General features: G+C 70.0%; 11 protein-coding genes. 7 read left to right on the top strand and 4 right to left on the bottom strand.

All coding sequences use genetic code 11. The features are described from left to right. Positions 1-27 precede the first annotated feature (27 nt). Complete coding sequence (locus JRI60_RS43395; protein WP_204221936.1) at positions 28-813, bottom strand: pentapeptide repeat-containing protein; 786 nt, start codon at positions 811-813, stop codon at positions 28-30. 111 nt (positions 814-924) lie between these two features. Here JRI60_RS43395 and JRI60_RS43390 point away from each other — a divergent pair, with 111 nt between their 5' ends. The 4 genes from JRI60_RS43390 (at position 925) to hpf (ending at position 9,414) form a co-directional block, all read left to right on the top strand. After that, on the top strand, positions 925-1,959 hold the full coding sequence (locus tag JRI60_RS43390; RefSeq protein WP_204221935.1) for an AraC family transcriptional regulator: 1,035 nt from the start codon (positions 925-927) through the stop codon (positions 1,957-1,959). A 143-nt stretch (positions 1,960-2,102) separates the two neighbouring features. Then, complete coding sequence (locus tag JRI60_RS43385; protein WP_204221934.1) at positions 2,103-6,944, top strand: PilC/PilY family type IV pilus protein; 4,842 nt, start codon at positions 2,103-2,105, stop codon at positions 6,942-6,944. 120 nt (positions 6,945-7,064) lie between these two features. Then, positions 7,065-8,531 (top strand): sensor histidine kinase, encoded by a 1,467-nt coding sequence (locus tag JRI60_RS43380; RefSeq protein ID WP_239470068.1) that lies wholly within the window; start codon positions 7,065-7,067, stop codon positions 8,529-8,531. A gap of 229 nt (positions 8,532-8,760) precedes the next feature. After that, complete coding sequence (hpf, locus tag JRI60_RS43375) at positions 8,761-9,414, top strand: ribosome hibernation-promoting factor, HPF/YfiA family (RefSeq protein WP_204221932.1); 654 nt, start codon at positions 8,761-8,763, stop codon at positions 9,412-9,414. 1 nt (position 9,415) lies between these two features. Here the strand turns inward: hpf and JRI60_RS43370 are convergent, their stop codons facing one another. Then, a complete protein-coding gene (locus JRI60_RS43370; protein WP_239470067.1) occupies positions 9,416-11,215 on the bottom strand; it encodes a glycoside hydrolase family 3 protein in 1,800 nt (599 codons plus the stop codon). A gap of 160 nt (positions 11,216-11,375) precedes the next feature. On the opposite strand from JRI60_RS43370, the gene JRI60_RS43365 reads away from it, so the two are divergent. Then, the gene (locus tag JRI60_RS43365) at positions 11,376-11,837 is read left to right on the top strand and encodes a PTS sugar transporter subunit IIA (protein WP_204221931.1); all 462 of its coding nucleotides are present in this window, start codon (positions 11,376-11,378) and stop codon (positions 11,835-11,837) included. Positions 11,838-11,860: 23 nt separating this feature from the next. Then, on the top strand, positions 11,861-12,709 hold the full coding sequence (locus JRI60_RS43360) for a hypothetical protein (RefSeq protein ID WP_204221930.1): 849 nt from the start codon (positions 11,861-11,863) through the stop codon (positions 12,707-12,709). On the opposite strand, the gene dtd is transcribed toward JRI60_RS43360, so the two are convergent. Together dtd and JRI60_RS43350 are read right to left on the bottom strand one after the other, a co-directional pair. Continuing rightward, positions 12,693-13,163, bottom strand: a complete 471-nt coding sequence (gene dtd, locus JRI60_RS43355) for a D-aminoacyl-tRNA deacylase (RefSeq protein ID WP_204221929.1) — start codon at positions 13,161-13,163, stop codon at positions 12,693-12,695. The two genes, JRI60_RS43360 and dtd, sit on opposite strands and share 17 nt — an antisense overlap. Before the next feature lie 5 nt (positions 13,164-13,168). Further along, a complete protein-coding gene (locus tag JRI60_RS43350; protein WP_204221928.1) occupies positions 13,169-13,792 on the bottom strand; it encodes a DUF2378 family protein in 624 nt (207 codons plus the stop codon). A gap of 270 nt (positions 13,793-14,062) precedes the next feature. Between JRI60_RS43350 and JRI60_RS43345 the strand changes: the two genes are divergently transcribed. Beyond that, a complete protein-coding gene (locus JRI60_RS43345) occupies positions 14,063-15,931 on the top strand; it encodes a serine/threonine-protein kinase (RefSeq protein WP_204221927.1) in 1,869 nt (622 codons plus the stop codon). Positions 15,932-15,953: the final 22 nt, after the last annotated feature.

Below are 15,953 nucleotides of genomic sequence, written 5' to 3'. Positions count from 1 at the left end.
CCGCCCGGTCCCCGGTGGTAGGCGGCCTCAACCGGGTGTCGGTATCCGCAGATCCTTCACCCGGTGGAGGTTCGCGTCGTGGAAGGTGGCGCCGGTGAGCGTCGCGGCCGAGAAGCTCGAGCGCTCGAGGTTGGCGCCGTCGAAGCAGGCATTCGTCAGGTTCGCCCGGTCGAACTGAACCCGCTCGAGGTTGGCGCTCCGGAAGTTGGCGCCCTCGAGGATGGCGTCGCGCAGGTCGGCCTTCTCGACGTTGGCGGAGCGGAAGTTCGCGTACGTCAGGTTCGCGCGATCGAGGTCGACGCCCTCGAGGTTGGCGCGCCGGAGGTTCACGCGAGTCAGGGTGGCCTCGCTCATCCGTGCATCCTCCAGGTTGCAGCCCTCGAGGTTGGCGCCCTCCAGGTTCGCGCGGATCAGGTCCACGCCCTCCAGGTTCGCCCCCTGGGCATTGGCGCCGACGAGGTTGGCGCCGATGAGCCGGGCATTCTCCAGGTTGCATCCCTCGAGGTTGGCGCCGGCCAGGACGACCTCGTGCATGTCGGCGTTCTCCAGGTTCGCGCCGCGCAGGTTGGCCTCGTGGAGGTTGGCACCGGCCAGGTTGATGTTCTCCAGGTTGGCGCCCCGCAGGTTCGCCCCGCGCAGGCTCACCTGCCGCAGGTTCAGGTCCTCCAGGTTCGCCCCGGACAGGTCCGCCCCGTCGAGCACGGCCTTGGTGAGATCGACCCGCGCCTCGCTCGCCGCCTCCAGGGTCTCTCGCAGGTCCCCGTCATGGCTGAAGAGCTCCGTCCCTTCCTTGTTGCGAATCTGCGTCCTCATCGTTTTGTCCTCTCGGTGACGTGACGCGCACCAATGTACGGGGCGGCCCCGGGCGCCGGTATGACCGGGGACGCCGAGAAGCATGACCCAGCGTGCCATAATCCGTGCTCCGTGGCTCGCGCACGCAAAGAGACTCCCTTCAAGTCCGGGCTGGTGCCCGCGCTCCTCCGCCTGGTGCGCTCGCGCGGTGGGGACGCGGGGCTGCTCGTCCGCCGCTTCGAGCTTCCGGCCGGTGTGGAGGAGCTCGCGGAGGCGCCCATCACCGCCGGGGATTTCGGCCGCTTGCTGGAAGCGGCCTCGGGTGAGCTGGGCGACCCCTTCCTCGCGCTGCGGCTGCCGGTGGAGCTGGAGCCGCGCCGCTACGGGCTGGGCGAGCTGGCGATGCGCGCGAGCCCCACGGTGCGCGAGGCCCTGCTCCGGATGGTGCGCTACGCACCGCTGGAGAACGAGCGGCTCGTCTTCGAGTTGGAGGAGCGCGGGACGGAGGTGGCGTTCACCTGCCGCGTGGCCGGACATCCCCGGGGACTCACCCGGTACGTGCACGAGTACGCCCTGGCCTCGGTGCTCACGCACGTGCGCACGCTGACGGGGCTCCAGGTGGTGCCCCGGTCGGTGTGGTTCCTCCACGCGCGCCCGAAGCTCGTGGACACCCTGCATCGCTTCTTCGGCACGGAGGAGATCGACTTCGGCCGCGCCGAGAACGGGCTGCTGCTCGATGGGGCGTGGATGGAGGCACGGCTGACGACGGCGGATGCGCGCCTGCTCGCGACGGCCGAGCACCTCGCCGACTCGGCCCTGCGCGCGCGGGCCCCGGCGGAGGACTTCACCGCCACCGTGGCCTCGCGCATCGAGGAGGCGCTCGGGTCCGGTGCGAGCGCGGAGGACATCGCCGCGCGGCTGCACATGAGCAAGCGCACGCTCCAGCGCCGGTTGGAGGAGGACGGTCTGTCCTATCAGGAGCTCGTGGACCGGGTGCGCGCGGAGAAGGCACGGGCACTCGTGGGCGACGAGGGCCTCGAGCTGGCCGACGTGGCCTTCCGGTTGGGCTTCTCGGACGTGAGCAGTTTCAGCCGTTCGTTCCGACGGTGGACGGGTGTGTCGCCCGGGCGTTACCGGCTGCTGAAGCAGCCCCGGGTGTCGGACTAACGCCACGAAGCACACCCGCTTCGGACGCGTCTTCCGTCCTCACAGCACATTTGCTCCCAGGCAGTGCCTCACGTGTCAGACGCCTGATTTCTGCTCGGGGCGGGAAGCCCGTGGTGCGATCCGGCTTCCGAGGAGCCTGCGATATGGGCATCGATTTCAAGGCCTCGAGACACGGGCGTCGATCGTTCGATCGTCGCGTGGGACTCGTGGCGGGACTGGCGGTGGTGGGGGCCGCGGGGCTGCTGGCCCTGCCGGGCCGCTCGGGCACCGTGCCGGTGCCGGAGATGGCCGCGTGCTGCACGGGTGCCACCGCCCTGGGTGACACGATGATCAACGCCTCGGGAGGAGGCGACAAGGATTTCTTCGAGGTGCCGTCCAGTCCGCCCGGCGCCATCTTCCTGCTGGGCAACAACGAGTCCATGTTGGACTACGTCGCGTTCCTGCCCGAGGTGGGCGACACCTCGAAGATGGGGTGCTCGGATCCGACGCTGGTCGACGCGATGAAGTGGTTCGACCCGAGCAGCCCGGACCCGAAGCTCAATGGCTCCGTGCCCATCGATCCGGACCCGGAGTTCTCCTCCACGGAGAAGCACTTCTTCGATCCGGACAAGTTCTACCACTCGCGCGGCCGGCGCCTGTCGTGGCGCAGGGATGATGATCCGTTCTCGCTCGACATCGACATGCGCGGCACGTTCGGCTTCACGGACACGATGCAGGTCTGTGGCAACGCGGTGGGCTGGAGCGAACCGTGGGGCTCGCCCGTCTACGCGGAGTGCCAGAAGTGCCTGACGGAGAAGGGCTGGTGGCGCGGGCCCCTGGCCACGACTCCCTCGGATCCCAGCACCGGTCCGCTCCCCGTCGAGGCGCGGCGCAGGTGGATCCTCAGTGGCCGCGTGCTCAACGTGAACCCGCCCAAGTTCGTGGCGGCGCGCAAGGTGCTCAAGGACGTCATCGCCTCCGTGAGTGGCATGCGTCTCGGTGTGGCCACGTTCGGTCCGGACCATGGCTGGTTCGATCCGCCGGTGCTGCTGCGGCCCCTGAAGCCGGGCTGCGACAAGGTCCATCCCCTCATGGACGAGTCGGCGCTCGCCAGGCCCGAGCTGTACAAGGCCATCAACTCCATCGCCTTCCGCAACGACGAGCGCTCCATCGGCGAGGCCCTCTTCGGCCTCGGTGGGTACTTCTCCTCGCAGAGGGTGGATGGCCGGTGGGCGAGCTGGTTTTCCAATCCCATCCAACCAGGCTGGGGCTGGCCGGGGTGCTGCAATGGTGGCACCTACGACAACCCCGTGGGCGGCCAGGATGGCGCGCCCTGGGGCGCTCAATCGCCCGATGAGTGGCTCAAGGACACCCAGCCGTGGGAGGTGGGGGGGCAGGACCGCTCCGTCTGCGTCGCCTGTCAGGCCAGCTCCGTCATCGTGCTGACGGACGGCTCGCCCCGGTACGACAACTCGGTGCCCATCACGAAGATGATGGAGCTGCTGAAGGCGCGGGGCGCGCGGCACCCGGACGGCACGCCGCTCACGTTCGATCCGAGCAACCCCGAGACGAACACGAACCCGGGCGGCGTGAACTACTGCGACAAGTTCGGCGCAACGAAGGAGGACTGTGACTACGCCAACTGGCCCACGGGTCTGGCGAAGACGAACAAGAACTTCATGGACGACGTGGCCTTCTTCCTCGCCAACGCGGACCTGCGCGATGACCTGGCGGGCGACCAGTCGGTGACCACGTACACCATCGGCTATGGCGACAACAGCCCGATGCTCCAGAGCATCGCGATGGCTGGCAAGGGCAGGTTCTTCCGCGCGAACAACGTGGATGAGCTGCGCGACGCCGTCCTCGCCGCGCTCGGAGAGGTGAAGGAGGTCTCCACCTCGTTCTCCGCCGCCAACCTCTCGGCGGTGCAGGCCGGCGGAATGCAGTCCGCCACCTACGTGCCCCGCTTCGTCCCGCGCCAGGGCCGCCCGTACGAGGGTCACCTCTACCGCTTCTTCCTCTACAGCGAGTTCACCCAGGGCTGTGTGCCGGCCCGCGCGAAGAGCCCGGCGGGAGATGTGCACGACCTCAATGGCGACAAGGATTGTGATGACACGTTCTTCATGGACAGGCCGGCCGGCTTCACGACCGTGCCGGGCGCGCTGCCGGACGTCGCCAGCTTCACCAGCGACAACATCGTCCAGGAGAACGTGGACGGTGCCTGGGTGAAGGTGAAGACGGCCACCGTCAACAGTGAGGGCCGGCTGGTGGGAGGCACCCCGGCACAGCCCTTCTGGGACCTGGCGGAGACGCTCGGCAAGCGCAGCGCGAGCGTCCCGTGTGATCCGGATGCCCCGCTCGACTCCACCGGGGGCCGCTGCGTCTTCACGCTCATCGACCGCGACAAGGATGGCCGGTTCACCGCGGCGGACAACCCGCCCCTTCCCTTCGACCTGGCCCACCGGGCCGAGCTGAAGCAGTACCTGCTGGCGGCGGGTGATGGCTTCTGCGCCGGGGCCTTCGCGAGGCTGCGGAAGGCCTGGACGGGCACGGCCGCGCAGCAGGACGCGTGTGTCGATCTGCTCATCGCCTTCGTGCGCGGCGCGGATGTCTTCGACTACGACGGGGACCTCGTGACCGACGAGGACCGGCCGTGCTCGGACGATGTCTCGCGCTCCTGCAAGCTCGCGGACATCTTCCACTCCGCGCCGGTGACGGTGGACCCGCCCGTCGAGCCCCTGCTGTGCTCGCTGGGGCTGAGCGGTCAGTGTCTGTCCACCCTCTACGAGGACTTCACCGCGTCGGTGTCCTCCGAGACGTCATGCTCCACGCCGGCCGCGGGCAAGCCCTGCTACGCGGCCACGCCGATGAACCCGCCTCCTGGCTCCAGCCCCAACAGGTACGGGGCCTATGATGTGTTCCGCGAGGCGTACGCCGGGCGCGAGCGCATCGTGCTGGTGGGCTCCAATGGCGGCATGCTCCACGCCGTGCACGCGGGCGCGCCCATCTCCTCCCGGGAGAAGAAGAACGCCTTCGACGACGTGCACGACCTGGGCACCGGCCAGGAACTGTGGGCCTTCATCCCGCCGGATCTGCTGCCCAAGCTGGGCCTGATGATGAATGGCCATGAGTTCTACGTGGATGGCACGGCCATGGTGCGCGACCTCTGGGCGGACGGCTCCGCGGGGAGCGCCGCCAACGACGTGAAGGAGGCCAATGAGTTCCACACCCTCGCCATCCTCACCGAGCGCTCCGGCGGACAGCGCTTCGTCGCGCTGGACGTGACGAACCCGCGCGAGATGCTGAAGCCGGATGGCAAGCCCTTCCGCTGGATGTTCCCCAACTCGTGTGACGCGGAGTCGAGCGCCATGGGCCAGTCCTGGACGAACTTCGCGCCCAAGCCTCCGCCGATGGGTCCGGTGCGGCTCGCGAAGGGCAACTCGCGCGGCTGGGAGGAGCGGTGGATCGCCATGCTCAACGGCGGCTACAGCGCCGACCTCTCGCGGGGCCGCGGTGTGTACATGCTGGATGCCTGGACGGGACAGAAGCTGTGGTCGTACACGGACGAGGTCCTCCACCGGATGATGCCCATCGCCGCCGCTCCGGCCCTGGTGGACATCGGCCGCGCCGAGGATCTGCGGATCGACCTGGATGGTTTCTTCGACACCCTGGTCGTCGGAGACCTGGGCGGCCAGGTGTGGACGTTCCGCTTCCACGAGCCGGGCGTGCTGGGGAGCGACGGGCAGGTGACGAACTGGTTCGGTGCGCGCTCGCTGGAGATGGCGCGCGAGGGCAAGGCCCACCAGAAGCAGCCCTTCTTCCACCTCGCCTCCACCGTGCGTCAGCCGGAGACGGGCTGGCTGCGCGCCTTCCTGGGCACCGGTGACCGGCAGCATCTGCGCTCCAAGGAGGGCACGAACTGCGGCCCGGACGACCTGCTGGCCTGCGTGCGGATGAAGTGTGACGTGAGGGCGGAGCTCACCGCCGACCTCAACGGCCAGCTGCGCACGTCCGTGCTCGAGTACGACGATGGGGTACTGGTGGAGGACACCGGATCCCTCTCGGGCTCGGTGGGCGCCACGTGCTCGTCCACGCGGATGGAGCTGACCGGTCTCCGCATCCGGTGCGACAAGAGCACGGCCCTGGGCAATGGCTCCTATCGCTTCCCCGCTTCGGGGACGGCTCCGGCCAGCACCGACGCCGAGTGCTCCAAGGCGGGCGGCGAGTGGTCGTGCGCGTTGGCACGGCTGCCCACCGACTCGCATGGCGACCTGGACCTGGGCGCGGATGCCGACAAGGTGCCCCACAACCGCTACTTCGGCTTCCATGCGTATGGGGGTTGGCAGCGCCGCTTCCACGACGCGGCCGAGGCCCTCGTGTTCGACAGCGGACGCCTGACGGAAGACGGCTCGCTGGTGGATGTCACCATCCCCGACAGCGCCTATCAGACCTACGTGCACCCGACGCAGGGCCCCGTGCGCTACGTGCCCACGAGCACGCTGGCGTCGCTCTCGCGGGGGACTCCAGAGGGACCGGGCTGGTTCATGCGGTACGGGGGCCCGCAGGAGAAGACGGCGGCGGGCTCGGCCGTGCTGGGGGGCATCGTGTTCTGGCCCAGCTTCTCGCCCCCCGCTGGCGCCACCGTGTCGGCCTGCAAGCTGGTGGGCTCGGGGGACATCAGCCGCTCGTGGCAGGCGGACGTCATCACCGGGCTGCCGGACCAGTCGGCCGGCTTCCAGCTGGTGGACGCGAGTGGCAATCCGCTCGGGTTCCTTCCCTCCAAGACGCGTGATGCGTGGGCTCCGCCTCCCGAGCCCGCGGCGGTCGTCTCGGTGTCCGCCTCGGGCGTCGTGCGCTACGAGGTGGTGATGCCGGGCGTGGGCTCGGCGCCCGTGACGGAGACGCTGCGCGAGCGCGAGAACTCCGCTCCGGACATCTACTGGCTGGAGGTGCCGCGCAACCTGCACGTCTGTCGTCACGAGAACGCACAGGCCTGTCTGGAGTGACCCGAGCGTATGTGGGGTGTTGTCGGAATGTGACCTTTCACAATCACCGCCTGTTCATCCTCCATGGGTGGGGGCCGTGCCGTCCTTGACGGAGCGGCCCCCGCCAGCGACCTTGGGGGAGTGAGCACGGCATTTCCCGCCGACGAGCGGCTGCGGCTGCTCCTCGCGCACATGTCCGAGGCCTTCCTCTCACTGGATGCGCGCGGGCGGGTGCTGGAGTGCAATGCGCGGGCGGCGGCGCTGCTGGGCGTGGAGCTCGAGCGGCTGCGGGGCCGGGAGCCGTGGATGGCGGTGCCCGCGTTGATGGGCCGCACGCTGCACGAGCGGTTGCTGGTGGTGCTCGACTCGCGCCAGCCCACGCGTTTCCTGGCCGCGCTGCCGTCGCGGGCCTGGGTGGAGGTGTCGGCCTCCCCCGTGCGCGACGAGCTGTGGGTGCTCGCCACCGACATCACCCAGCGCGAGGAGGCCCAGGCGCTGGTGGAGGAGACCGAGAAGCGTTTCCGCCTGCTGGGCGAGCGCTTCCAGGTGGCGCTCGACTCCGCGCAGATGGCCGTCTGGGAGACGAACCTGGCCACCGGACAGGTGTTCCGCTCCGAGGGGCATGACCGGCTCTACGGCTACCCCGAGCCCCTTCCGGAGTGGACCCACGAGAAGTTCCTGGCCTCGGTGCATCCGGAGGATCTCCCGGACGTGGAGGCGCAGGTGACGGCCCTCTTCTCCACCCGGGTGCTGGCCTACACCTCCACCTTCCGCGTCCGGTGGCTGGATGGTCGGTGGCACTGGTTGACCAGCCGCGCGCGCGTGATGCGCGATGCCGAGGGACGTCCCCTGGTGGTGCGCGGCGCCATCCTCGACATCACCCAGTTGAAGGAGGCGGAGCTGGCGTTGCAGGAGGCGGTGCGCGTGCGCGACGACTTCCTGTCGCTCGCCAGTCACGAGCTCAAGACGCCGCTGGCCAGCCTGTTGCTCCAGATGCAGATGTTGCGGCGGCTGGAGGCGGCGGATGCCTCCATGCCCCTGTCCTCTCCCAAGGTGCAGGCGCGGCTGGAGGCCACCGAGCGGGCGCAGCGGCGCATGCGTGTGTTGGTGGACAACCTGCTGGACGTCAGCCGCGTCCGGCACGGCAAGCTGGACTTCGACTTCGCCACCGAGGACCTGTCGACGGTGGTGTCCGAGCTGGTGACGCGCACCGCGGACGAGGCGCGTCAGGCCGGCGTGCGCCTCACCGCTCATGTGGAGGCGCCGCTGGTGGGGAGCTTCGACCGGCTGCGAATCGAGCAGGTGCTGCTCAACCTGCTATCCAATTCGCTGCGCTACGGCGGGGGCAGTCCGGTGGAGGTCCGGCTGGAGCGGACCCCCACGGGCGCCCGGCTGGTGGTGAGTGACGAGGGCCCGGGCATTCCCGAGGCAGATCGCGAGCGCGTCTTCGCTCGCTACGAGCAGGTGAACGGTCCGGCGCGCGCGGGAGGCCTCGGCCTGGGGCTCTTCATCGTGCGGCAGATCGTCGAGGGACACCGCGGCCGCGTGCACGTGGAGCAGGGACCGAGCGGGGGGGGCGCCGCCTTCGTCATCGAGCTACCGCTGTAATGAGGTTCTACAGCGCGGCTCGCGATTCCATTCCCGGTCGCTCCTCCGCTCGCACTGTGCGTCGCAGCAATCCAGCCGAGCTGGAAAGTCAAGACGGCACTGCCTGTTGAGTGGAGTGCGAACAGCCATCCTTTTGAGTGGGTGGGTTGCTTTCGGCCCTTCAGAGCGTTTCTGATCTGTAACGGAGCTCCGGTCGTCACACCCCAGCCCAAATGGGAGGCAGTCACGCATGCAGCTCAACATCACCTTCCGCCAGTTCGGCTCGTCCGATTCCCTCAAGGAGTACGCGAAGGAGAAGGTCGAGCGGGTGAACAAGTACCTGGACCGAGCCGGTGAGGCCCATGTGGTGCTGTCGCTCGAGCGGCACCTGCATCACGCGGAGATCACCATCCACTCCGGTTCGTGGGTGCTGCGCGGCAGGGACAAGAGCGAGGACATGTACGCGTCCATCGACATGGCGATGGACAAGATCGAAGCCCAGCTCCGCAAGTACAAGGAGAAGATCAAGAACCACCACGGGCGCGAGCGGGTCCACCACCGCCAGGAGCTGATGAACCACCTGAAGGTGCGCCACAAGGTCTTCGAGCTGCCCGAGGAGTTCCTCCAGGAGGAGTCCTCCGCCGAGGCCCCCGCCCAGGCGCCCGCGGCCCCGTCCGCGCAGGGCGCTCCGGCGGCCCCGTCCACCACGCGCATCGTGCGCACCTCCGAAATCACCGTGAAGCCCATGCCGGTGGATGAGGCGGTGATGCAGATGAACCTGATGAACCAGGACTTCTACGTCTTCCAGCACGCCACCACGCACGAGGTCTGCGTGGTGTACCGGCGCAAGGAGGATGGGCAGTACGGCCTCATCGCCGCGCACGCTCCGCCCACCGGAGGCTGAGTCAGCGGGCGCTGCGCTCCGTGCGCAGCGCCCCGCTTCCGCCCCCGCGCGGAGCGTCCAGTCCGTGACCGAAGGCGAGCCGGCTCAGCCCCACGGGGAGCCGGCCCGGTGTGCCGATCTCCCCGAAGAGGGCGGCGGCGGCGGCCTCGGTGGCCACGGGCTGGTAGGAGTAGATGGCCAGCACGGCCCGTGCCTCGTCGGCGAGCTCGGCGAGGTAGGGCAGGCCCATGGACACCACGAGCACCGGGCGGCCGGTGGCGGCGGCCATGGTGACGAGCTCGAGCTGGCGCGAGTTGATGACGCCCACCACCACCACGTCCGCGGAGAGCGCCAGCCGGCGCGCCTGCTGCCGCAGGACGGAGCGGCGTGCCTTGGAAGGGTAGGCGGGCACGTTGAGCACCTGGGCGTGGGGCGCCCGGGCACGGATGGCCTCGCCCAGTGAGTCCTCGGCCGTGATGACGGCCAGGCGCGCGTCCGTCGCCAGGGGGAAGTGCTTGCCGTCCGTGCGCAGCAGGGTGACGGCGGCGCGGGCGATGCGGTGGGCCACCTCGGCGTGCTCCGGAGAGGGCGGGGTGGCCAGGCGCTCCTCCAGCAGCAGCGGGGGCTCGAAGAGGCCGCGGCGCACCTTGGCGGTGAGGATGTGGCGCACCGCCTCGTCCAGCCGCTCCCGGGCAATGGCTCCGTCGTGGGCGGCGGCCAGCAGGGCCTCGTACACCTCCGTCTTCTTCTCCGGCCGCCAGGGGATGAGCACCATGTCCGCCCCGGCGTTCACCGCCATCACCGCGGCCCGGCCCACGCCATAGCGCTGGGCGATGGCGTCCATTTCCAACTCATCGGTGAGTACCAGCCCCTGGAAGCCGAGCCGCTGGCGCAGCAGCCCGCCCAGCACCTGGGGGTGGAGGGTGGCCGGCACGTCGTCCCCGGTGAGGCCGGGCACCGCCACGTGCGCCGTCATCAGCCCGTCCAGCCCGTCGCGCATGACGGCATGGAAGGGCTCCATCTGGGCGAGCACCTCCTCGCGGGACTCGCGCATGACGGGCAGGGCCGTGTGGCTGTCGGCGTCCGTGGCCCCGTGGCCGGGGAAGTGCTTGGCCACCGTGACGAGCCCCGCGTCCTGCTGGCCGCGCACGAAGGCCCGCCCCAGCTCGGACACGAGCGGCACCGAGTCCCCGTAGGAGCGGATGCCGATGACGGGGTTGCGCGGGTTGAGGTTGACGTCCAGCACCGGCGCCAGGTTCATGTTGAAGCCCAGCCGCGCCAGGTCCTCCCCCTGGGCGTGGCCCGCGGCGTACGCCAGCTCGGGCGAGCGCGTGGCCCCCAGTGCCATGTTGCCCGGCAGCACCACCACGTCGTCGTTCACCCGCACCACGTTGCCCCCCTCCTGATCCAACGCCAGGAAGGGGGGGATGGCGTCCGCCAGCAGCCGGCGCAGGCCGTCGTTGAGGCGGGCCACCTGCTCGCCGGTGACGATGTTGCGCTTGAAGAGGCACACCCCGCCCACCCGGCGGCCCCGCACCAGCGCCTCCACGGACTCGTCCACCTCTGTGCCGGCGAAGCCCACCATCATCAACTGCCCCACCTTGTCCTCGAGGGACAGGCGGGCCAGGAGGTCCTCCACCCGGGCCTCCAGGACGGGGTCCCCGGAGGCCGGGGGGGTGGGAGAGGGGTCGGCCTCGACCTGGGCGGGGGCGGGCGTCTCCGGAGTGTCGCGGGAGGCCTGGGGTCCGCCGGGGGCGGTGGCACATGCCCCGGAGCAAAGGACGATCAGGACGGTGAGTGCGCGAAGGGACCGGGGGGGCACGTTGGGGTGGAGCCTAGACGAGCCCTCCAGACCCCTCCATCTTCTGGCCAGCGAGGAGGCAAGACGCCTGGAGAAGGACAGGGAGGGCAGGCGACCCTTGCGCGAAACAAGGGCCAGGAGTAATTGCCCGCCAGGGAGCGCCACCGCAGGGAGCGCCAGCTTGCGAATCTCCGAGTTCCTCAGCCCAGAAGCCGTCATCGCGGACCTCCACGCTCGAGACAAGCAGGAGGTGTTGCGCGAGCTGAGTGCCGCGCTGGCCCGGGCCCATCCTCATTTGAAGGAAGAGCGCCTGGTGGAGGTGCTGCGCGAGCGCGAGAAGCTGGGCTCCACCGGCATCGGCGAGGGCGTGGCCATTCCCCACGGGAAGCTGCCCGGGCTGTCGCAGCTGGTGGCCGCCTTCGGCGTGTCGCGCCAGGGCGTGGACTTCGAGGCCATCGACGGCAAGCCCACCCACCTCTTCTTCTCCCTGGTGGCCCCGGAGAACAGCGCGGGCGTGCACCTCAAGGCCCTGGCACGCATCTCGCGTCTGTTCAAGAACCCGCGTTTCCGTGCCGCCATCCTCGAGGCGCCCACGGCCGCGGACATCCACGCCCTCATCGTGCAGGAAGACGCCCGGCCCTGACGGGTCGTGATAGGGTGGGTCGGATGGAACTGGTCCTTCGGCCGGTCAACGACCGTTTCTTCCATGAACAGGTACTGCCCTTCCTGTCGCTCGCCATGAGCGACTCGGCGAGGGCGCTCCAGGCGCTCCACGAGCAGCTGGTGGACGAGCGCGCCCTCCAGCTGTGCGCGCGGCTGATCACCTCGCACATCGGCGGGGGTCTGGGCGGCGTGGAGCAGGCGCCCTGGGTCGAGCTGGTGGATCGGCTCACCTTCCTGCAGTGGGGTCCGTGCTCGACGGGCGGGTGGGAGGTGGTGGGGCAGCGGGTGGGCTACGCGGGCAACTGGGACGAGGCGCTGCACCTGGCGCTGATGGTGGAGGACCCCACCTACCCGTATTGGGACGCGCGGGCCTCGTACGGGCGGCGCGAGGGCTTCCGCCTGCATCCCGTGGCGGGCCTGGGGCTGGCCTCGTTGATCGGCGGGCACTGGGAGCCCTTCCCCGACTTCCCTCCGGACCGGATCTTCTCCACCCAGGGGCGGGGCGAGTACATGTCGCGCGATCATTACGCCTTCGCGGACTGGGCGTGGCGGTCGGCGCGGGTGGTGGAGCAGTGGCACGCCGACCTGGCGTCCAAGCTGGAGCGGCTGCTGGAGCGCGAGCGGGAGCGGCTCGCGCCGGTGGAGTCGCCGGAGACGCACGCGGTGCTGGCGTACTGGCTGGGCCAGGCGCCCCAGCCGCCGTCGCACACGGTGACCTTCTCCGGGTTGGGTCAGCGCTCGGCCTCGTGGATTCAGGAGCTCGGTGTGCTGACGTCGCACCTGCGCGAGGCGGCCCGGGAGCAGGCCGGCCTGGTGACGCTGGTGACCCGGCCCGTCAGCGTCCAGCCGTAGGCGGTGCGGCCGCCCCCGGGCTCTCCAGGAGGAGGGTGACGGGGCCGTCGTTGACGAGCGCCACCTTCATGTCGGCGGCGAAGATGCCGGTGCCCACGGTGAGGCCGCGGGCGCGCAGGGTGTCGCAGACGCGCTCGTAGAGGGCCTTGGCTCCGGCCGGCTCCATGGCGTCGGTGAAGCTGGGGCGCCGGCCCCTGCGCGCGTCTCCATAGAGGGTGAACTGGCTCACCACGATGAGCTGCCGGGAGGTGTCCTCCAGGGAGAGGTTCATCTTGCCCGCGGCGTCCTCGAAGATGCGCAGGGTGGCGAGCTTCTCCGCCATCCACGCCACGTCCGCCTCGCTGTCGCCCTTGCCCACGCCGAGCAGCACCAGCAGGCCCGGCCCCACCTGGCTGACGCGCTCGCCGTTGACGGTGACGGAGGCCTCGAGGACCCGTTGGACCACTGCCTTCATCGTGCTCACTCCCAGGAGAAGTCGAAGGTGCTGTCGAGCGGAGCCACCCTCTGGCCGCGCACCCACACGGCCCTGCCGCCGAGGTACTCCATGCTCTCCAGTAGCACGCCCTCGTGGTACGCGAGGGGCATGAAGCAGCGGCGCATGACGATGCGGCCACGGGTGGGCCCCAACCACTCCACCCGGCGCTCCCCGTAGCTGGACGTCATCCGGTAGACGGTCTGCATGCTGCCGAGCATCTGCTTGATGCCCCTGCCGGCCAGCAGGCTCACCACGTTGCCCATCGCGGAGGACAGGAAGTCCCGGGTTGCCTGGCGTCCCATGGCCCGTATCGCCTCCTCGGGGCCTCCGTACCGGCCGCTCAGCTCCTCCGCCGCCGTCGCGGTCAGCCGCAGCAGCAGGGGGATGGGGTAGTTGAAGAAGGGCACGAGCTGCTGCCCCTCGAGCACCCCCTGGCAGCGTGCCAGCGCGGCCTCGTTCCCCAGGGTCCGCACCGATTCCAACATGCTGGTGAAGAACAGCCCTCGCGCGGTGTCCCGGGGGGTGGTCAGCTCCCCCCGTTGTTTCAACTCCCACGCCCAATCGGACGGTACTCCCCCCTGCGTGCTGGCTTCTCGGCTCGTGCTCATGGGTGCGGCCAGGGGTTGCCGGCAGGGTCGTCGAGGGGGGCGCCGGGCAGAAGGGCCAACGTATCCGTGCGGCCGCCTCCCATGCAAATTCCTGTCCTCGCCCCCCTCGTCCTATCCCTCCCCGAGGGGCTGATGACCAGTTGATGACAGTCGCATAAAATGGGAAACCGGATGGCTGTTCAGCGGCGTTGTCGCGTTTGCGGGGGGACTGTACCGGAGGGAGCCAAGGAGTGCCCCCGGGACGGAACGCCCGCCGACCTGGAGTCCCTCGTGGAAGAGAAGACGGTGGTGCACGACCCATCTCCGGCGGAACCCGTGGCGCGGACGGCGCCTGGAGCGGGCTCGGAGATGGAGGAGATGGCGTGGGAGTCCACCGTTCGCAAGGACGTGCTGGTGGGGCAGCGCATCGGTGAGTACGTGGTGCGCCGGCGCATCGGCAGCGGCGGCATGGGCGTCGTCTACGAGGGCGAGCACCCGGTCATCGGCCGCAAGGTCGCCATCAAGATCATCCGCCCGGACTCCTCGGAGGGCGTGCGCTCGCGAGAGCTGGTGGGCGAGGCCCGCGCGGCGGGCGCCATCCGCCACCGCGGCATCATCGACATCTTCGGCTTCGGAACCCTGCCGGGCATCGGCCAGTACCTGGTGATGGAGTACCTCAACGGCCGGCCGCTCGACGAGGTCATCCTGGATCGGGCGCCGATGCCGCCCGCCGAGGTCATCCGGCTGATGCTGGAGGTGCTGGGCGCGCTGGCGGCCGCGCACGCCGAGGGCGTCATCCACCGCGACCTCAAGCCGGGCAACATCTTCGTCGTGCTGGAGTCGAACGGCTCCGAGTACGTGAAGGTGCTCGACTTCGGGCTCGCCAAGCAGGGGGCGGCGCCCAACAGCGCCACGCCGCAGACGCGCGCGAGCATGATCGTCGGCACCCCCGAGTACATGGCGCCGGAGCAGGCCTGTGGCCAGCCGGTGAGCCCGCGCACCGACCTGTACGCGGTGGGCATCATCATGTTCGAGATGCTCACCGGGCGGCTGCCCTTCCGGGGGGACTCGCCCATGCAGGTGGCCATCATGCAGGTGCAGGCGCAGCCGCCCGCGCCGTCGTCCCTCGTGGACGGGCTGCCGGCGGAGCTCGATGCCCTCATCCTCCGGATGCTGGCGAAGGATGCCGACCAGCGGCCCGTCTCGGCCGATGCGGTGGCTCGCGAGCTGAAGGGCATCGCCAAGATGCTGGCCGTGGACATGACCCAGCTGTCCGGGTTCGCCCGGGCCGTGCCGGAGTCCGCGCCCGCTCCCCAGCCCAACCCCACCGCGCGTCCCCAGGTCCGGCAGCAGGCCGCCGGCGCCGCTCCCCAGCGGGCTGGGGCAGGCGCACGCCCGGCGGCCGCGGCGTCCGCTCCGGAGACGGCCGCCGCTGCTCGCACCGGGGTGAATGATGGGCGTCCGGCGCTCGCGGCCCCCTCACCCGAGGTGGCGGCCCGGATCAGCGCTCGCCCCCAGGCCGCGCGCCCGGCGCCTCGTCCCCAGGCCGCGCGCCCGGTTCCCCGTCCTCCTCCTCCCACCACCGAGACGATCGTCAGGGAGACGCGTCCCGAGGTGCAGGCTCCCGATACCCATGAGCTCGCGCTCCCGCGGCGCTCGTTGGGCACGAAGGTGGTGGCGGGCCTGGGCGTGGCGGCGGTTCTCATCGGCGCGGGAGTGGGAGTGGTGTACCAGCGCGACGGTGGCCCGACCGTTCCGACCGTGACTCCCGCGCCGGTCATCGCCCCACCCCAGGCCATTGCGAATCCGCCTGCCCCCCAGAAGCAGCCCGAGCCCCCGGCTCAGGTCGAGGCGCCGACGCCGCAAAAGACGGTTCCGGAAGAATCGGAAGAAAAGAATGCGACTTCCGACGGGACGCGACGTTCTGCCGTCATGGCGAAGACCGGGAGCCTTCAGATCGTGTCGGAATGCTGGGCCAAGGTGTACGTGAACGGCGAGTTCAAGGGGGAAGTGCCCAGGTCGACCCCCATCATTCTGTCCGTCGGCGCTCACAAGCTCGAGCTACGTGAGAGCCCCGCGATCGAAAACCCACGGGCGGAAGTCTCCATCAATCCGGGGAAGAACAAGTACGTGGCCCGCTGTCGTCCGTCCGAAGGCTGAGCCGCTCTTCCTCACCAGGAAC

Source organism: Archangium violaceum, assembly GCF_016887565.1.
GTDB classification, from domain to species: domain Bacteria; phylum Myxococcota; class Myxococcia; order Myxococcales; family Myxococcaceae; genus Archangium; species Archangium violaceum_B.
Note: the sequence above shows the minus strand (reverse complement) of the source record. Positions and strands in the feature narration are given on the sequence as shown.